We start from the raw sequence: 16,238 nt of genomic DNA, 5'->3' as shown, positions 1-16,238 counted from the left end.
GCCAGGACTTTGATTGTCAGCTTTACTAACAAACATGTCGATCGATCTGGGCAAGCGCGCGGGAGCACCCGAGCGCGCCTCCGCAGCCGACCACGGGCTGGTGCCCGGACGTGCGCTCCGCCCGCGCACCAAGGTGCTGCCAGAGCACGCGCGCGGCCACAACCGGTCGCTCGTCCTACAGTCGCTCTACCGCTCGGGCCGGGTGAGTCGCGCCGACCTGGCGCGGACGACCGGCCTCACCCGGGTCACCATCTCGGATCTGGTGGGGGAGCTGATCGCCGAGGGGCTCGTCGTCGAGCTCGGTCAGCGTGACGACGCCCGGCCGGGCAAGCCGGCCGTCCTTCTCGACGTCAACCGGAGCGCGACGCAGATCATCGGCGTCGACCTCAGCGAGCACGCCGTGTTCCGCGGGGCGGTCCTCGACATGGACGGTCACCTCCTGCACACCGCCGAGGTGGAGCTGGCCGGCAGCCGCGGCCCGGAGGCGACCGCCAAAGTCCTCTCTCTGGTCGACCGCCTGGTCGCGCTCACCACCGCTCCCATCCTGGGCATCGGGATCGGTTCTCCGGGCATCGTGGAGGCGGACGGCGTGGTGGCCGCCGCCCCCAACCTCGGCTGGGTGGACGAGCCGCTGCAGCGCCTGGTCGCCGAGCGCACCGGGCTGCCGGTGTTCGTCGCGAACGACGCGAACGTCGCCGTTCTCGCCGAGCACGGCTTCGCCGACGCCGAGGGCGACATGATGCTGGTGAAGGTCGGGCACGGTGTCGGCTCGGGCCTCCTGGTCGCCGGCGCGCTGGTGTTCGGCAGCCGCTTCGCCGCCGGCGAGATTGGCCAGGTGATGGTCGGGACCGACGCGGGGCCAGAAGCGCCGTACGACCGTGAGCGCTGCCTGGAGGCGTGGCTCGCGGTTCCGCGCCTGGAGTCGCGGGTCGCCGCCGCACGAGCGTCCGGCCAGCCGGTGGAGCCTGTGCTGCGCGAGGCCGGTCAGCGGCTGGGCGTGGCACTGGCGCCGATCGTCGGCGCGCTCAACCTGTCGGAGATCGTCCTCGCCGGTCCGGAGGAGCTGCTCGACGGCATCCTTCTGGATGCTCTGCGCGAGACCCTGCGCAACCGCACCATGGCGGGCTTCCACTCGGGCGTCACCGTCCGGATGACGGGCCTCGGCCGCGACATCGTCCTCCGCGGCTGCGTGGTGATGGTGCTCTCCGCACAGCTGGGGGTGTCCTGATGACGTTGCTCGCGGACGCTCCCGCATTCGTCGACGCGACGACGGCCTTCCGGTTCGCGCCCGGCGTCCGCGAGGCCCTGGGCCGGTTCCAGGGCCGCTGCACGGTCGTCCGGCTGGCGACGGTGGACAACGACGTGCTGGGCGTTCCCCGCTGGTACACCCTGCAAGAGGCCTGGGGCGTGCCGGGGAGCGACGCCGCGTCCACCTGGTCGGCCAATCCGGTGGTGGCGGTCGGCCCGTCGGATGACCCCGACCTGGTGCTCGCCACGGCCACTCCGGTCATCGTGGTCGGCGCGGACATCGCTGCGTCACGCTGGACCCGCCTGGTGGTGGATGCGGTGCGGGCGACGTGCCGCGCGGTCCTCGTCGTCGACGTGGGGGAGCGGCCCGCTCCGCCGTACGCGGACATCGCGACCTTCGGTCACGACCGCGCGCACGGCGCCGCGCTGCTGGGGCTGCTGACCGGCCGCTGAGCGTCACGCCGGCCAACCCGGCGACGCCTGCTCACAGAGACCAGGTCACCCCGAGGGTCGACTTGAGCGCGTGCTGAGCGGCACCACGGTACGGGTGCTCCTGAGCAACCCGCGCGTACCGGAACCCGAGCGGCATGGCCGCCTTGACGGGATGCCGTGCGGCTTCCGCGCGGAGATGCCCGATGAACTCGGGGCCGAGCCGTGGCGCGGCGCCGCCGAGCACGATGTTGGGCACGTCGAGGGCCGCGCCCACGAGGAGCAGTGCGCGGGCCAGCACGCGGGCGCCCTCGGCGATCCGCCGGCGCGACTCCGGCGTCGCCGCGAGCGCCGCCAGGTCGAGCGCTTCCAGGTCGGTGCCGTGGGGGAGGCCGAGCAGGCTCGTCACCGAGACGATCTCCTCCAGGCACCCGCGGTTGCCGCACGCGCACAGGGGCGCATCCGGGCCGAACAGCACCGGGACGTGCCCGATCTCACCGGCGCGGTGCGCCGCCCCGCCGACCACCTCGCCGTCGATGATGACGGCCGCTCCGACCCCGGTGCTCAGGGAGACGAACAGCTGGTTCGCGCCGAAATCGTCCGAGACGGTGGAGTCGGCGACCGCCTCGGCGTCGGCGTCGTTGATGAGGTGCAGCGGGGCGTCCACGATCCCGGACAGCTCGCGGGAGAGGTCGACGTCGGTCCAGCCGAGCTGGACGGATTCACGGATCAGGTTGCCGTCCGCGATACCGGGGACCTGCACCCCGACGGCGACCACCCGGGCCGACGTGGCCGCCACCAGACGGCGGGAGACCGAGCGCACATCCTCGATGGAGCCGGGCGCAGCGGGCCGCTGGCTGACCGTGCTCACCTCGTTGCCGAGCAGGTCGACGACGGCCCCGCGGACGAGGCCGGGCTGCACGATCAGGGACAGCACCACGTGGTCCTCCGCGGCGATCCGCAGCGTCGTGGCGCGCTTGCCCCCGGTGCTCTCGGCGAGCTGCCCCTCGATCACGAGGCCGTCGGCGATGAGCCCGGCCAGGAGGGACGAGACGGTCGCGCTGGTGAGGCCGGTGCGCCGGGCGATGCCGGCCCGGGTGGCCGTCCCGTTCCCGGACAGGACGAGCTGGAGCGCGGTCGTCAGGTTCCGCTCCCTGACGGCGCCCTGGGTCGCCTTGCCGTGCTCCTCTGCCACGCCCCCGACCCTAGCGAATGCCGACCGGGCACGCGCAGAACGGGCGTTCTTCCGCCGTTCACCGGGCCGGGCTATCCTTGCCGCACATTCGGCTGAGGCGGCGCGGGGGCGACATGGATGTTCTGGGCACGGACCGAAGCTTCGCGAGTCTGTCGACGGCGGACCTGATCGAAGCGCGCGACCTCTATCACTGGCACCTCCTCAACAAGAAGAACGTCGTCGGCACGGCCGTGGGGCTCTACCTCATCCGGACGAGCGACCCCTGGCCGAGCGCCGATCGCGGGAGGCGTTCCCGGACGTCCCAGGCGCACGAGGTACGGAGCGAGCGCACCTTCGAGAACTCCGAGGTCCGGGACTACTCGTGGCCGTGCATCCTGGTCCTCGTCGACGAGTGGATCGCGGCCGACCGGTTCGGAGTCGGCGAGTCGCAGGAATCGCCCGAAGACCTCGTCCCGCGCACGCTCTACCTGCCGGACGGCCGGACGGTGCCGGTGTGCGTGGTGAAGGTCACGCCGTCCGTTCCGGACGGGTCGTACCTCCCTCCGCGTACGTGGCCGAGCTCGCGGGTCGGTGGCGGCTTCCCGCTCGTCAGCGACTCCCAGGGGGTGCAGAACCTGGCCAGCGTCGGGACGCTGGTCACCGATGGCCACACGGTGTTCGCCCTGACCAGCCGCCATGTGGCCGGGCCGGAGGGCAGTCCGGTCTCGAGCATCCTGCACGGCGAGGTGACCGAGGTGGGGCATGCGAGCTCCCGTCAGCTGACCCGGATGCCGTTCGGCGAGGTGTACCCGGAGCTGTCGGGGCGGCGGACCTATCTGACCCTGGATGCTGCGCTGGTCGAAGTGAACGACGTGACCGAGTGGACGTCGCAGGCGTACGGCCTCCCGCGCGCCGGCCGGCTCGCCGATCTCAACGAGCTCAACATGGGGGTCCAATTGATCGGCGCGCGGGTCCGGGCCTTCGGGGCCGCCTCCGGCGAGCTCGAGGGACGCGTCGCCGCGCTGTTCTACCGGTACCGCAGCACCGGCGGCTACGACGACGTCACCGACTTCCTCATCGCCCCGCTGCCCGGCGAGCAGGATTCGCGACCCGGCGACTCGGGGGCCGTCTGGTATCTGGTCCAGGCGGACGATGCTCCACTCCGGCCGATCGCCCTGCAGTGGGGCGGCCAGAGCTTCCTCGCCTCGTCCGGTGCCGGCTTCGACTTCACCCTGGCCACCAGTCTCGCCAGCGTCCTCCGGCTGCTCGACGTCGAGTTGGTGGTCGACTACAACACCGGGCCGCAGCCGTACTGGGGGAAGACCGGGCACTACACGATCGCCTCCTTCGCGTGCGACCAGGTGCGACCGGCGAAGCTCCACACGCTGATGACCGGCAACATCGACCGCATCAGCTTCAGCCTGCAGGGTCTCGGGCACGGCCCGATCGATGTGTCGACCGTGGCGGCCAAGAAGAACGGCGGCTTCGTCCCGCTCGCCGACGTTCCCGACCTGATCTGGAAGAACCTGCCGACCGCGGTGAAGGGCGGCCGCGACACCGCCTTCCGCACCGGGCCCGAGCATCCCACTCACTTCGCCGACATCGACCAGCCGCTGGACGGCACCACCCTGCGCGAGCGGTGCGTCGCCGATCCTGCGAACGTCGCGGTGCCGGTCTGGCAGGACTACTACACGCGGCTCGGTCACACGGATCCCGGCGACCGCGGGCTCCTGCCGTTCCGCGTCTGGCAGTTCTTCGACGAGATGGTCGCCGCCGTCTCCGCGGGGGACATCACCCGGTACGTCGCGGCCGCCGGCCTCGTCGCGCACTACGTCGGCGACGCCTGCCAGCCGTTGCATGGTTCGTTCATGGCGGACGGGCTGGAGGACGGCACCGGCAAGGGCGTCCACTCGGCGTACGAGTCGACGATGATCGACCGGCACGACACCGAGATCGCGACGGCCATCGCCGCGGCCCTGACGACGGCGAAGGGTCCTGCGGTCGTCGCCTCGGGCGCGGATGCCGCCGTTGCTGTGGTGCAGCTCATGGACCGGTCGGCGAAGGCCGTCGATCCCCTCACGCTGGTGACCGCGTACGCAGCCGTCGCGACGAAGCCGGGGGATGCTTCGGTGGCGGTGACCGACGCGCTCTGGAGCCGCTTCGGCACGCAGACCGTCGGCCTGCTGGTGGATGGCGCACTGACGCTGGCCATGGTCTGGCAGAGCGCCTGGAAGGCCGCCGGCGGCGACACCGCCTTCACGGCCGGGCAGCTGGCCGCGATCGACACGGCAGCGCTGCAGAAGCTCTACGAGAACCCCGGTTTCGTGCCCTCGCTGGTGCTGGACGACATCGCCTCGGCGCTCAGCGGGGGAGCGAAGACGAGCCGAAGGAAGAAGTAGCCGGCCGCAGCGGTGTCAGTCGTTCTTCAGCGCCTGCGCGAGCATGACCAGGATGCCGCTCGGCCCGCGCAGGTACGTCAGCTTGTAGACGTCCTCGTAGGTCGCGACCCCGCGGAGCGGGTGGCAGCCGTGCGTCGCGGCGATCGCGAGCGCCTCGTCGATGTCGTCGACGGAGAAGGCGACCCGGTGCATCCCGGTCTCGTGCGGCAGCGTCGGCTCGGTCTCGATCGCGTCCGGGTGCAGATACTCGAACAATTCGAGGCGGCCGTCGCCCTCGGGCGTCTGGAGCATCGCGATCCTGGCGTGGTTGCCGTCCAGGCCGACGGCGGTGTCGGCCCAGTCGCCGCTCACGGTGTCGCGCCCGACGACGGTGAGACCGAGATCGGTGAAGAAGGAGATCGCCTCATCGAGATCGCGGACCGCGATGCCGACGTTCTCGAATCTGATTCCCATGCGTCGAATGCTACCGAGCCGGGGAACAAGCCAGAATGGACAAGGCCCCCTGACCGGAGAATCCCCGGTCAGGGGGCCTTTCTTGTTGCGGGGGCAGGATTTGAACCTACGACCTCTGGGTTATGAGCCCAGCGAGCTACCGAGCTGCTCCACCCCGCGGCACAAGAAGAAACTCTAGCACGGGATCGGGGCGGCGTGAAATCGCGAACACGCACCCGGGCGCGTCCGCCGTGTGAACCGGTCGTCCTACTAGAGTCGTTCCGAGATAGGGGATGCGATGGCGAGTGTCGTGACGAAGTACCGGGTTGTCGTGGTCGAAGACGACCCGGATGTGGCCTTCTTCATGAAGACCATCCTGGAGAAACGAGCGGATGCGGTCGCGATCGCGGTCACCGATCCCTCCATAGCCCTGTCGGAGATCGCGGCGTTCGAGCCCGACCTCGTCATCACCGACATCGAGATGCCCGGCATCTCCGGTCTCGACCTGCTCAAGGAGCTCCGCAGCCAGTACCCGGGCATGCCCGTTGTGGTCATGACCGCGCACGTCTCCGTCGATTACGCCGTGTCCGCGCTGCGCGCTCAGGCCGACGAGTTCCTCACCAAGCCGGTCGCATCGGCCGAGCTCGTCGCCATCGTCAACCGCCTCGCCGCCGAGGGACGCGTGAAGCGGGCCGCGAAACGCCAGCAGGTGGTCCTCGCCGTCGGCGCGCATCCGGATGACGTGGAGATCGGCGTCGGCGGCATCCTCGCCGCGCACCGCGAAGCCGGCAACCAGGTGGTCATCCTCACGCTCTCGCGGGGCGCTCGCGGCGGCGACGTCGACGACCGCCAGCACGAGTCGCTCGCGTCGGCCGAGCTGCTGGGCGCACGCCTCTTCCTGGAGGACCTCGAGGACACGCACATCTCGGCCGCCGACCCGACGGTCAGCATCATCGAGCGCGTCGTCGCCGAAGTCCAGCCGGACATCGTCTACACGCACTCCTCGCACGACCGCCACCAGGATCACCGCGCCGTGCACGCCGCGACCGTCGTCGCCACCCGCTCGGTCCGCACGGTGTGCTGCTTCCAGAGCCCCTCGGCGACCATCGACTTCCGCCCGACGCGCTTCGTCCCCATCGACGGGTTCACCGCGACCAAGTTGCAGCTGATCGACTGCTTCCGGTCGCAGACCGAGTTGCGGGACTACCTCGAGCCGGACTTCGTCCTCGCCACGGCCCGCTACTGGTCGCGCTTCGGCGGCGGTAAGAACTGCGAACCCCTGGAGGTGATGCGCGACACGGCGGACATCTCCGTGCCCGCCTCATCCCTCCAGACCGACGCCCGCATCCGAGTGAACAGGACCGCTGAATGACCGACACCCCCCGCACCCGCGTCCTGGTCACGGGCGCTGGAGGCCCGGCCGGCGTCGCGGTGATCCGCTCGCTCCTCGCACGGGACGACGTGGAGGTCTACGCCGCCGACATGGACGGGTGGGCCAGCGGCCTGTACCTCGTCGAGGAGGGCCGTCGCCGCATCGTGCCGCCGGGCCGCTCCGACGGTTTCGTGGATGCGCTGATCGCGATGAGCAGCGAGGACGGCATCGACGTGCTCTTCTCGACGGTCGACGTCGAACTGCCCGGCCTTGCCGCGCGCCGCGACGAACTGGAGGCGGTCGGCACGACGCTCGCCGCGCCCTCGCACGACACGCTCGTCACCTGCCTCGACAAGTTCCGGCTGGTGCAGCGGGTCGATGGCCGGGCCCGGATTCCCGAGACGCACCTCCTGAACCGCGAGGGCGTGGGAGCCGACTGGAGCTTCCCGGTGATCATCAAACCGCGCAGCGGGGCCGGCTCGCGCGGCGTCCGCCTGATCCCGGATCGCGGGACCCTGGAGGCGCTCGGCACGGACGAGAGCATCATCATCCAGGAGAACCTGCCCGGCGAGGAGTTCTCGGTGGATGTCATCGCCGGCCTCGACGGCAACGTCATCGCCGCGGTGCCGCGCTCCCGTGAGCGCGTCGACTCCGGGGTCTCGATCGCCGGCCGCACGGTCCGCCGGCCCGAGCTGTCGGACACGGCCGCTGCGGTCGCCCGCGCCATCGGTCTCACGGGCGTCGCGAACGTGCAGCTGCGGTACAGCTCCGACGGCGTCCCCGCCCTTCTGGAGGTGAACCCGCGCTTCCCGGGCGCGATGCCGCTCACCATCGCGGCGGGCGTCGACATGCCGTCTCTGCTCCTCGACCTCGTGCTGGGGCGCCCGGTGCCCTCGGCCGTCGACTTCGAGGAGCTGGCCAACGTGCGGTTCCTGGAGGACGTCTTCCTGAGCCCCGCCGACGTGCTGATCTCCGACAACGCGGCGCACACGGAGGGTACCGAGGAGTGAGCGGGACGGAGGCCGGCCGGCTGCCCGCGCTGCTGGGCGGCGATTTCCACGTCCACTCGACCTTCTCGGACGACGCGCAGAGCACCCTTGCCGAGAACATCGCCGCCGCTTCGGCCGCGGGGCTCGTGACCATCCGCCTCACCGACCACGTGCGCGCATCCACCACCTGGGTCCCCGAGTTCCTGAGCGCGGTCGCGGCAGAGCGCCTCCCGGAGGGGCTGACCGTCGTGACCGGCGTCGAGGCCAAGCTGCTCGACGCCTCCGGCGCTGTCGACACGCCGCCCGGTCTGCTCAGCGGTGGTGCCGGAGTGGATGCGATCGTCATCGGCGACCACCAGTTCCCCGGCACCGACGGTCCGTGGTCCCCTCGCGCGACGCGCGAGCGACTGGATGCGGGCCTCGCCGACGACGACGCGCTCGACCTGCTCATCGAGGCCAGCATCCGCACGATGGAGCGCACGCCGCACGCGCAGCTGGCGCATTGGTTCTCGATCCTGCCGAAGGTCGGACTGGACGAGTCGCAGCTCGGAGCCGAGCGGCTGACCGCCTGGGCGCAGGCGGCAGCGGCGACCGGCACCATCGTCGAAGTCAACGAGAAGTGGAACTGCCCGGGGCCCGACGCCATCGCCGCGCTTCTGGCCGCCGGCGCGCGTATCGTTGCCTCAACGGACAGCCACATCGCCACGGATGTCGGGCGCTACGACCGCGTGCCCGCCCTGCTCGACGCGGCCGCCGCACGCGTCGGAACCGCAACGGAGGATGCACGATGAGCCCCGTCGAACCCTCGGCAGAGCTGCGGGAGCAGCTCCAGGCCGAACTGGAGCGCAACCGCCGCTGGGAGTACCGGCTGCCCCTCTACGGAGGCATCGCCCTGCTGATCTGCGCAGCGATCGTCGTCGTGCGGGTGGTGTTCCTGCATGTCTGAGGTCTCCGACGCCGTCGCCGGGCGCGCCAAGCGCGTCGTGATCGCGGACGACGACGACGACATCCGCGGCCTGATGACCATCGCGGCGAAGCGGGCCGGTGTGGACATCGTCGCCGCCGTCGACAACGGCCGCGCCGCGCTCACCGCGGTCCAGTCCGGTGACATCGACCTCGCCGTCCTCGACATCTCGATGCCCGGACTCAACGGCGTGGAGGTGGCCGAGGCCATCCGCGCCGACGATGCGACCCGTTCGACGCTGATCCTCATGGTGTCGGCCTCCGTGCAGCTGCTGACCGACCACGGCGTGGTGGCCGACCGGTCGGACAGCTTCCTCGTGAAGCCGTTCAGTCCGCGGGCGCTCTCGACCCGCATCCGCGAGATGTTGCAGCTGGGGGAGCCCGCATGACCTTCGACCGCTGGCTGAGCCGCCTCCCGATCGACTCGCCGTCCGCCTTCATGAAGCAGATTCCGACGATCATCGGCTTCGCGATCGCGGCACTGATCGCCGCGGTTCCCAACGGGGTACCGGTCACCGACGTCACGGAGTTCCTCGCGGGCATCGCCCTGGCGGCCGTCGCGTCCATCCTGTCGTTCGCGGTTCCGTGGCGTCGCTTCCACCAGGAGTGGGCGGTCATCGTCCCGACGTTGTCGTTGCTGGCGGTAGGACTCCTGCGCCTGGGCACGGGTTCGTCCGCCTCCCCGTTCGTGGTGCTGACCCTCCTGCCCTTCGTCTGGATCGCGTCCGAGGAGGGGCGCATCAACATCCTCATCGCGGCGCTCACCACCTTCGTCGTGCTGCTCGCCCCGCTCGTCCTGGACGGGGACGGGCGGACGTCCGGCGAGATCGTCCGGGCCTTCTTCTCGCCGGTCATCTACCTGATCGTCGCCATCGTCATCAACGAGCTCGCGCACCGGATGCGCATCCAACTTCACTCCGCGCAGGAATCCAACGCCAAGCAGGAGATGCTCCTCGCACAGGCGGTCACCGCTCAGGACGAGCTGGTGCTCAACGAAGCGCGCCTGAAGACGGCGAACCGTCTCATCCAGAGCATCTGGAACGCGGTCACCGAGCAGTCGGTGATCGGCACCGACCTCGACGGCCTGATCGACGTCTGGAATCCGGGCGCCGAGAAGATGCTCGGCCTCACCGAGAAGCAGGTGCTCGATGCCAAGCACCATGTCATCGACTTCCACCTGCACGAGGAGATCGATCAGCGGCTTCGGGACATGGATGCCCGGTTCACCACCGTGTCCAGCATCGACGACTTCTCCGCGCTGGTCGACACCGTCCGCGCCGGGTCGGCCGATGTGCGCGACTGGACGTACGTGCGGCCCGACGGCAAGCGCGTCGCCGTGCAGGTCGCGGCCACGCCGCGCCTGGATGAGAACGGCCACCGCGTCGGCTTCATCTTCGTGGCGACCGACATGACGCAGGCGCGCGAGTTCGCCCGGCTCAAGGACGAGTTCGTCGGCCTGATCTCGCACGAGCTCCGCACGCCCCTCAGCTCGATCCTCGGCTACCTGGAGCTCATGCGCGACGACGAGGACGCCCCGCTGTCGGACGAGCAGCTGCAGTACCTGGCCGTCGCCGAGCGCAACGCCCACCGGCTGCTCCGCCTGGTCGGCGACCTGCTGTTCACCGCGCAGGTGGAGTCGGGCCGCTTCCCGCTCGACATCAAGGACGTCGACCTGGGCGGCGTGGTCTCGGCCTCCGTCGAATCGGCCCGGCCGGTGGCCGGGAACGCGGGCGTGACCCTGGTCAGCGATGTCCCCGAGCTGCCGCTGGAGGTCCGCGGCGACACGGTCCGTCTCGGCCAGGCCGTCGACAACCTGGTCTCCAACGCTCTGAAGTTCACGCCGTCGGGCGGCACGGTCACGGTGTCGGTCCGCTCCCAGGGCGATCAGGCGGTCATCGCGGTGACCGACACCGGGATCGGCATCCCGGCCGTTGAGCTGAGCCAGCTGTCGCAGCGGTTCTTCCGCGCCTCCACGGCGACGCGGAACGCGGTCCCGGGGGTCGGTCTCGGGCTCACGATCACCAAGGCGATCGTGACCGCCCACGGCGGCCGCCTCGACATCGCCAGCGAGGAAGGCGTCGGGACCTCGATCAGCATCGTGCTCCCGGTCCGCACGCCCCGGCCCGTGACCGAAGCCATCCCGACCGCGGAGCTGGCGCCGTGACCGACCGGCCGGCGGAGCTGACCATCGACGACCGCACGATCGTCGTCGCGGTCGCGCAGTTCGCGCCCGGTGACGACCGCGTCCACAACCGGGATGTGGTGGCCGGGCTGATCGCGGTCGCCGCGTCCCGCGGGGCCCGCCTCGTGATCCTCCCGGAGTACGCCTCCTACTTCACCGACCCGCTGGGACCGTCGTTCGCCCGTCACTCCGAGCCGCTCGACGGCGAGTTCGTCGGCGCCCTCGCCGCCGCTGCGCGGGAGCACGATGTCTTCGTCGTCGCCGGACTGGTGGAGCGGACGGACGAGTCCAAGAAGTTCTCGAACACTCTCGTCGCGGTCGGCCCGTCGGGGGATGTCGTGGCCACGTACCGCAAGCAGCACCTGTACGACGCCTTCGGGGCGCGCGAGTCCGAGTGGGTGGTCGCCGGACCGCTGGACGCTCCGCAGACGTTCCCGGTCGACGGCCTGACCGTCGGGCTGCAGACCTGCTACGACCTGCGGTTCCCGGAGGTGACGCGCCGGCTGGCGGACGCCGGAGCGGACCTCGTCGCCGTGCCTGCCGAGTGGGTGCGCGGCCCGCTCAAGGAGTTCCACTGGACGACGCTGCTCGCTGCGCGCGCCATCGAGAACACGCTGTACGTGGCGGCGGCCGACCATCCGCCCGCCATCGGCGTCGGAGCAAGCGCGGTCGTCGATCCCATGGGCGTCACCCTGGCCGCCCTCGGCGAGACCACGGGCGTTGCGGTGGCGGAGGTCTCGGCCGCGCGCGTGCGGGAGGTCCGCGAGCGGAACCCCGCGCTGCTGCTGCGCCGCTACGGCGTCACGCCGCTCTGACCCGTCTCAGCGGGACAACGCTGCGAGCCGCAGAGCGGCCTCTTCGAGGACGTCGATGCGCTTGCAGAACGCGAAGCGGACAAGGGAGGCGTTCCGCGCCGCGTACTCGCCGCGGCTGAACGCGCTGAGCGGCACGGCGACGACCCCGGCGAGCTCGGGCAGGCGACGGCAGAAGTCGACCGCGTCGGCGAAGCCGAGCGGGGCCGCGTCGGCGACCACGAAGTAGGTCCCATCGGACCGGTGGACGTCGAAGCCGGCGGCGTCCAGGCCGGCGGACAGCACATCCCGCTTGTGGCCCAGTTCCTGGGCGATCCCGGAGAAGTAGGCGTCGGGCAGCCGGAGCCCCGCCGCGATCGCGGGCTGGAACGGAGCGGCGTTCACATACGTCAGGAACTGCTTCACGGCGAGCACCGCGGTGACCAGCGGCGCGGGCGCCGTGAGCCAGCCGACCTTCCAGCCGGTAGTGTTGAACGTCTTCCCGCCGGAGGAGATGGCGATCGTGCGCTCGCGTGCTCCGGGCAGCGTCTCGATCGCGATGTGCTCCGGCCCGAACGTGAGGTGCTCGTAGACCGAGTCGGTGACGATGATCGCGTCATGCCGTTCGGCGAGCTCGACGATGGCGAGGAGCGTCTCGCGATCCAGCACCGTGCCGGTCGGATTGTGCGGGGTGTTGACGAGGATGACGCGGGTCCTGTCGGTCACCCTCTCGCGCAGGCGCTCGAGGTCGGGTCGGAACGCGGGAGGCTCGAGCGGGACCGTCCGGTGCACGCCGCCCGCGAGCGCGATCACGGCGCCGTACTCGTCGTAGTACGGCTCGAAGGTGACCACCTCGTCGCCCGGCTCCAGCAGCGCGAGGAGGCTGGCCGCGATGGCCTCGGTCGCACCGGCGGTGACCAGCACCTCGCGGTCCGGGTCCCGGTCGATCCCGTAGAAGCGGCGCTGATGCTCGGCGACCGCCAGCCGCAGGTCGGCGATGCCCATCCCGGGCGGGTACTGGTTCTCTCCGGCGCGGATCGCCGCCACGGCGGCTTCGAGCACTTCGGCCGGGCCGTCCTCGTCCGGGAACCCCTGACCGAGGTTGATGGCGCCGGTCTGCATCGCGAGCGCGCTCATCTCGGCGAAGATCGTCGGGCGCACGGAGCCGTCGGCACCGAGCAGCCCGGCGCCGTCCGCGGCCCGGCGCCAGCCTCCGGGAATCGTCATGCCTCCACGGTACGGCCTTACTCGCAACGAACCCATCGGATACGTTGTGGAGAGTCATCGACATGCAGAAGGTCGTCCACAGCATCGGCAAATAGAACGCTCAGGTTCGCATCCCAAGCTGTCTGTGCTTGGAAGGAGCAAGACCATGACCGACACCCCGAACACCCCGGAGCCCGCGAAGCCCCAGCACGACGCCGACACCGACGCGGTCGTGGATGCTGCCGGCTCCGAGCAGAACGGCGCCGCCGCGAACACGGCCGCGCACACCCCCGAGACCCCGGCCGCGCCGGCCGCCGTGCCCGCCTCGGAGCAGCCGACGGCGGTGCAGCCGACGGCGGTGCAGCCGACCGAGCCGCAGCCGACCGTGCCGCAGCCCACCGCGCAGCAGCCGACCGTGCCGCAGCCCAACCTGCAGCAGCCCGCCGCCCACCAGACGCAGCCGACCCAGCCCGTCCCGCCGCAGCAGCCCTACGGTCAGCCGTACGGCCAGCAGCCGCACTACGGCAACGGCTCCTTCGGCCAGCCCGCCGGCTACGGCCAGCAGACCTACGCCCCGAACGCCCACCAGCAGGGCTACGCCGGTGCTCCCGGCGCGGCCACCGCGACCGCTCCGTCGGGCAAGCCGGCCCGCCGTGGGGGCACCGGCCTCATCATCGCCACGCTCGCCATCGGCGCTCTGGTCGGCGGTATCGCGGGTGCAGGTGCCGGTGTCGGCATCTACGCGGCCACCGACGGCGGCAACGCCACGATCAAGACCGTCTCCGGACCGCAGAACATCACGGTCAACGACGCGAACAACGCCAGCACGATCACGGCGGTGGCGGCCAAGGCGTCCCCGAGCGTCGTGACCATCTCGGTGAGCGCGTCCAGCTCCGGCGGCACCGGCTCCGGCATCGTCCTGACCTCGGACGGCTACGTGCTCACGAACACCCACGTCGTGACGCTCGACGGCCAGGCGGCCAACGTCAACGTCACCGTGACGGACAACGACGGCAAGATCTACACCGCGAAGATCGTCGGCACCGACCCGACGACCGATCTCGCGGTGATCAAGCTCGACAACGCCTCCGGGCTCACCCCGATGACCTGGGGCGACTCGAGCAAGCTCAACGTCGGAAGCACCACGGTCGCCATCGGCGCGCCGCTCGGACTCTCCGGCACCGTCACCGACGGCATCGTCAGCGCCCTGAACCGCAGCATCAGCATCGCGTCGTCCGCGGCTCCGAAGGACGACTCGAACAGCGGAGGCGGCAGCCAGAACCCGTTCAACTTCGACTTCCCCGACCAGGGCGGTCAGGGTCAGCAGCAGCAGCAGCCGCAGCAGAGCACCGGCACGATCTCGCTCCCCGTCATCCAGACCGACGCGTCGATCAACCCCGGCAACTCGGGCGGTGCGCTGCTCAACAGCAAGGGCGAGCTGATCGGCGTCAACGTCGCCATCGCCAGCGCGGGCGGCCAGAGCTCGGACGGCTCGCAGTCCGGCAGCATCGGCGTCGGCTTCGCCATCCCGTCGGATCTCGCCAAGCGCGTGTCCGACGAGATCATCAAGAACGGCTCCGCGACGCACGGCCTGCTGGGCGCTTCGGTCGCGGACGCGAGCAGCGACACCAAGGCGACCACGGTCGGAGCGCTGGTCAAGAGCATCTCGTCGGGCGGCGCGGCCGCGAGCGCCGGGCTGAAGGCCGGCGACGTCGTGGTCAACTTCAACGACACCCCGATCACCGACGCGACCGACCTCACCGCTCAGGTGCGGGCGCAGGCCGCCGGTGCCAAGGCGGACGTCACCTACATCCGCAACGGTCAGACCAAGACAGCGACGGTGACGCTGGGCTCCCTCCCCAAGGAGTGACCCGACATCGTCACGAAGGGCCGTCCCGCTTCGGCGGGGCGGCCCTTCGCCGTCGGGTCGTGCGCCCATCCCGCTCCCGGGCTCCGGCAGGGCCCGGCTGATAGGCTCGACGCCGACCCGCTACACCGAAGGACCAGATGCCGGACGACACCGTGAACACCCTCCCGGGTGTCTCGTACGTGATGCCGGTGCTGAACGAGGTCACCCACGTACGCGCCGCCGTCGACAGCCTGCTCGCACAGGACTACGCCGGGCCGTTCGAGGTCGCGATCGCCCTCGGCCCCAGCATCGACGGCACCACCGAGCTCGTCGCCGAGCTCGCGGCGGTCGACCCGCGCATCCGCGTCCTCGACAACGCGATCGGCTCCACGCCTGCTGGGCTGAATCTGGCGATCCGTGAGTCGCGCTACCCGATCGTGATCCGGGTGGATGCGCACAGCGTGCTCCCGGCCGACTACGCCCGGGTGGCCGTCGAGACGATGCTCGAGACCGGGGCGGACAACGTCGGCGGACTGATGGATGCGCAGGGCACGACCGACTTCGAGCGCGCCGTCGCGCGCGCCTACGGCAGCCGTGTCGGCCTCGGCGGGACCAAGCTGCACGTCGGCGGGGAGGCCGGGCCGGCCGAGACGGTCTACCTCGGGGTGTTCCGCCGTGACCGCCTTCTCGACGTCGGCCTCTTCGACGAGGAGATCAAGCGCGGGCAGGACTGGGAGCTCAACCGCCGCATCCGCAGCGCCGGAGGCACGGTGTGGTTCACGCCCCGGCTCAAGGTGACCTACCGTCCGCGACCGAACCTGTACCGCCTCGCGCGGCAGTTCTTCTCGACGGGCATCTGGCGCGGCGAGCTCGCACGCCGGTTCCCCACCTCGAACGGCCTGCGCTACTTCGCGCCGCCGGTCATGGTGCTGGGCGTCGCCATCGGAACCTTGCTCGGCATCGCCGGGATCGTCCAGGCGGCGGTGGGGGCGGCTCCCTGGCTGCTGTGGGGGTTCGCGATCCCCGCGCTGTACGTGGTGATCGTCGTGATCTCCGCTCTGCTGTGGGGCCGGCGCGACGGTTTTCGTGCGTTCCTGTGGTTTCTCGTAGTCTTGCCGTGCATCCATTTCAGCTGGGGGACCGGCTTCGTCCTCGGCTATCTGTCCCTCACCCGTAACATCACGGCCCACATCGGAAGGTAGGC

General features: G+C 70.7%; 15 protein-coding genes and 1 tRNA gene. 12 read left to right on the top strand and 4 right to left on the bottom strand.

Annotated features, from left to right (window positions below; translation table 11 throughout):
- The first annotated feature begins 34 nt into the window (after positions 1-34).
- Together QRN40_RS00230 and QRN40_RS00225 are read left to right on the top strand one after the other, a co-directional pair.
- Entirely contained in the window at positions 35-1,228 is a 1,194-nt protein-coding gene (locus tag QRN40_RS00230; protein ID WP_285113356.1) for an ROK family transcriptional regulator, read from the top strand.
- Entirely contained in the window at positions 1,228-1,701 is a 474-nt protein-coding gene (locus QRN40_RS00225; RefSeq protein WP_285113354.1) for a hypothetical protein, read from the top strand. Before QRN40_RS00230 ends, QRN40_RS00225 begins: the two co-directional genes overlap by 1 nt.
- A gap of 31 nt (positions 1,702-1,732) precedes the next feature.
- Here the strand turns inward: QRN40_RS00225 and QRN40_RS00220 are convergent, their stop codons facing one another.
- Positions 1,733-2,872, bottom strand: a complete 1,140-nt coding sequence (locus QRN40_RS00220) for an ROK family transcriptional regulator (RefSeq protein WP_285113353.1) — start codon at positions 2,870-2,872, stop codon at positions 1,733-1,735.
- A gap of 113 nt (positions 2,873-2,985) precedes the next feature.
- On the opposite strand from QRN40_RS00220, the gene QRN40_RS00215 reads away from it, so the two are divergent.
- Positions 2,986-5,250 (top strand): Nal1-like putative serine protease, encoded by a 2,265-nt coding sequence (locus QRN40_RS00215; protein ID WP_285113352.1) that lies wholly within the window; start codon positions 2,986-2,988, stop codon positions 5,248-5,250.
- A gap of 15 nt (positions 5,251-5,265) precedes the next feature.
- Here QRN40_RS00215 and QRN40_RS00210 read toward each other — a convergent pair whose 3' ends face one another.
- Both QRN40_RS00210 and QRN40_RS00205 read right to left on the bottom strand, forming a co-directional pair.
- Complete coding sequence (locus QRN40_RS00210) at positions 5,266-5,703, bottom strand: VOC family protein (RefSeq protein ID WP_285113351.1); 438 nt, start codon at positions 5,701-5,703, stop codon at positions 5,266-5,268.
- 85 nt (positions 5,704-5,788) lie between these two features.
- Positions 5,789-5,862: transfer RNA gene (locus QRN40_RS00205), tRNA-Met, on the bottom strand.
- A 118-nt stretch (positions 5,863-5,980) separates the two neighbouring features.
- Here QRN40_RS00205 and QRN40_RS00200 point away from each other — a divergent pair.
- The 7 genes from QRN40_RS00200 to QRN40_RS00170 are packed head-to-tail and all read left to right on the top strand — an operon-like array spanning position 5,981 to position 12,003.
- The gene (locus QRN40_RS00200) at positions 5,981-7,054 is read left to right on the top strand and encodes a response regulator (RefSeq protein ID WP_285113349.1); all 1,074 of its coding nucleotides are present in this window, start codon (positions 5,981-5,983) and stop codon (positions 7,052-7,054) included.
- The gene (locus QRN40_RS00195) at positions 7,051-8,064 is read left to right on the top strand and encodes an ATP-grasp domain-containing protein (RefSeq protein WP_285113346.1); all 1,014 of its coding nucleotides are present in this window, start codon (positions 7,051-7,053) and stop codon (positions 8,062-8,064) included. The genes QRN40_RS00200 and QRN40_RS00195 overlap by 4 nt, the downstream gene beginning before the upstream one ends.
- Positions 8,061-8,834 carry a PHP domain-containing protein gene (locus QRN40_RS00190; protein WP_285113344.1) on the top strand — a complete coding sequence of 258 codons (774 nt, stop codon included), beginning with the start codon at positions 8,061-8,063 and terminating at the stop codon, positions 8,832-8,834. The genes QRN40_RS00195 and QRN40_RS00190 overlap by 4 nt, the downstream gene beginning before the upstream one ends.
- Entirely contained in the window at positions 8,831-8,989 is a 159-nt protein-coding gene (locus QRN40_RS00185) for a hypothetical protein (protein WP_285113343.1), read from the top strand. Before QRN40_RS00190 ends, QRN40_RS00185 begins: the two co-directional genes overlap by 4 nt.
- Positions 8,982-9,395 carry a response regulator gene (locus tag QRN40_RS00180; RefSeq protein WP_285113342.1) on the top strand — a complete coding sequence of 138 codons (414 nt, stop codon included), beginning with the start codon at positions 8,982-8,984 and terminating at the stop codon, positions 9,393-9,395. The genes QRN40_RS00185 and QRN40_RS00180 overlap by 8 nt, the downstream gene beginning before the upstream one ends.
- On the top strand, positions 9,392-11,170 hold the full coding sequence (locus tag QRN40_RS00175) for a sensor histidine kinase (protein ID WP_285113341.1): 1,779 nt from the start codon (positions 9,392-9,394) through the stop codon (positions 11,168-11,170). The genes QRN40_RS00180 and QRN40_RS00175 overlap by 4 nt, the downstream gene beginning before the upstream one ends.
- Entirely contained in the window at positions 11,167-12,003 is an 837-nt protein-coding gene (locus QRN40_RS00170) for a carbon-nitrogen hydrolase family protein (protein ID WP_285113340.1), read from the top strand. The genes QRN40_RS00175 and QRN40_RS00170 overlap by 4 nt, the downstream gene beginning before the upstream one ends.
- A 6-nt stretch (positions 12,004-12,009) precedes the next feature.
- Here the strand turns inward: QRN40_RS00170 and QRN40_RS00165 are convergent, their stop codons facing one another.
- Positions 12,010-13,206 (bottom strand): pyridoxal phosphate-dependent aminotransferase, encoded by a 1,197-nt coding sequence (locus QRN40_RS00165; protein ID WP_285113339.1) that lies wholly within the window; start codon positions 13,204-13,206, stop codon positions 12,010-12,012.
- Between the two features lie 145 nt (positions 13,207-13,351).
- On the opposite strand from QRN40_RS00165, the gene QRN40_RS00160 reads away from it, so the two are divergent.
- On the top strand, positions 13,352-15,055 hold the full coding sequence (locus QRN40_RS00160; protein WP_285113337.1) for a S1C family serine protease: 1,704 nt from the start codon (positions 13,352-13,354) through the stop codon (positions 15,053-15,055).
- A gap of 137 nt (positions 15,056-15,192) precedes the next feature.
- Positions 15,193-16,236, top strand: a complete 1,044-nt coding sequence (locus tag QRN40_RS00155) for a glycosyltransferase family 2 protein (RefSeq protein WP_285113335.1) — start codon at positions 15,193-15,195, stop codon at positions 16,234-16,236.
- Positions 16,237-16,238: the final 2 nt, after the last annotated feature.

It is taken from the genome of Leifsonia sp. fls2-241-R2A-40a (assembly GCF_030209575.1).
GTDB lineage: Bacteria > Actinomycetota > Actinomycetes > Actinomycetales > Microbacteriaceae > Leifsonia.
Note: the sequence above shows the minus strand (reverse complement) of the source record. Positions and strands in the feature narration are given on the sequence as shown.

Bases quoted from the DNA above. Each gene is read 5' to 3' on its own strand.
- QRN40_RS00230 (WP_285113356.1), top strand. From the start codon at position 35: ATGTCGATCGATCTGGGCAAGCGCGCGGGAGCACCCGAGCGCGCCTCC.
- QRN40_RS00225 (WP_285113354.1), top strand. From the start codon at position 1,228: ATGACGTTGCTCGCGGACGCTCCCGCATTCGTCGACGCGACGACGGCC.
- QRN40_RS00215 (WP_285113352.1), top strand. From the start codon at position 2,986: ATGGATGTTCTGGGCACGGACCGAAGCTTCGCGAGTCTGTCGACGGCG.
- QRN40_RS00210 (WP_285113351.1), bottom strand. From the start codon at position 5,703: ATGGGAATCAGATTCGAGAACGTCGGCATCGCGGTCCGCGATCTCGAT.
- QRN40_RS00200 (WP_285113349.1), top strand. From the start codon at position 5,981: ATGGCGAGTGTCGTGACGAAGTACCGGGTTGTCGTGGTCGAAGACGAC.
- QRN40_RS00195 (WP_285113346.1), top strand. From the start codon at position 7,051: ATGACCGACACCCCCCGCACCCGCGTCCTGGTCACGGGCGCTGGAGGC.
- QRN40_RS00185 (WP_285113343.1), top strand. From the start codon at position 8,831: ATGAGCCCCGTCGAACCCTCGGCAGAGCTGCGGGAGCAGCTCCAGGCC.
- QRN40_RS00180 (WP_285113342.1), top strand. From the start codon at position 8,982: ATGTCTGAGGTCTCCGACGCCGTCGCCGGGCGCGCCAAGCGCGTCGTG.
- QRN40_RS00175 (WP_285113341.1), top strand. From the start codon at position 9,392: ATGACCTTCGACCGCTGGCTGAGCCGCCTCCCGATCGACTCGCCGTCC.
- QRN40_RS00165 (WP_285113339.1), bottom strand. From the start codon at position 13,206: ATGACGATTCCCGGAGGCTGGCGCCGGGCCGCGGACGGCGCCGGGCTG.
- QRN40_RS00160 (WP_285113337.1), top strand. From the start codon at position 13,352: ATGACCGACACCCCGAACACCCCGGAGCCCGCGAAGCCCCAGCACGAC.
- QRN40_RS00155 (WP_285113335.1), top strand. From the start codon at position 15,193: ATGCCGGACGACACCGTGAACACCCTCCCGGGTGTCTCGTACGTGATG.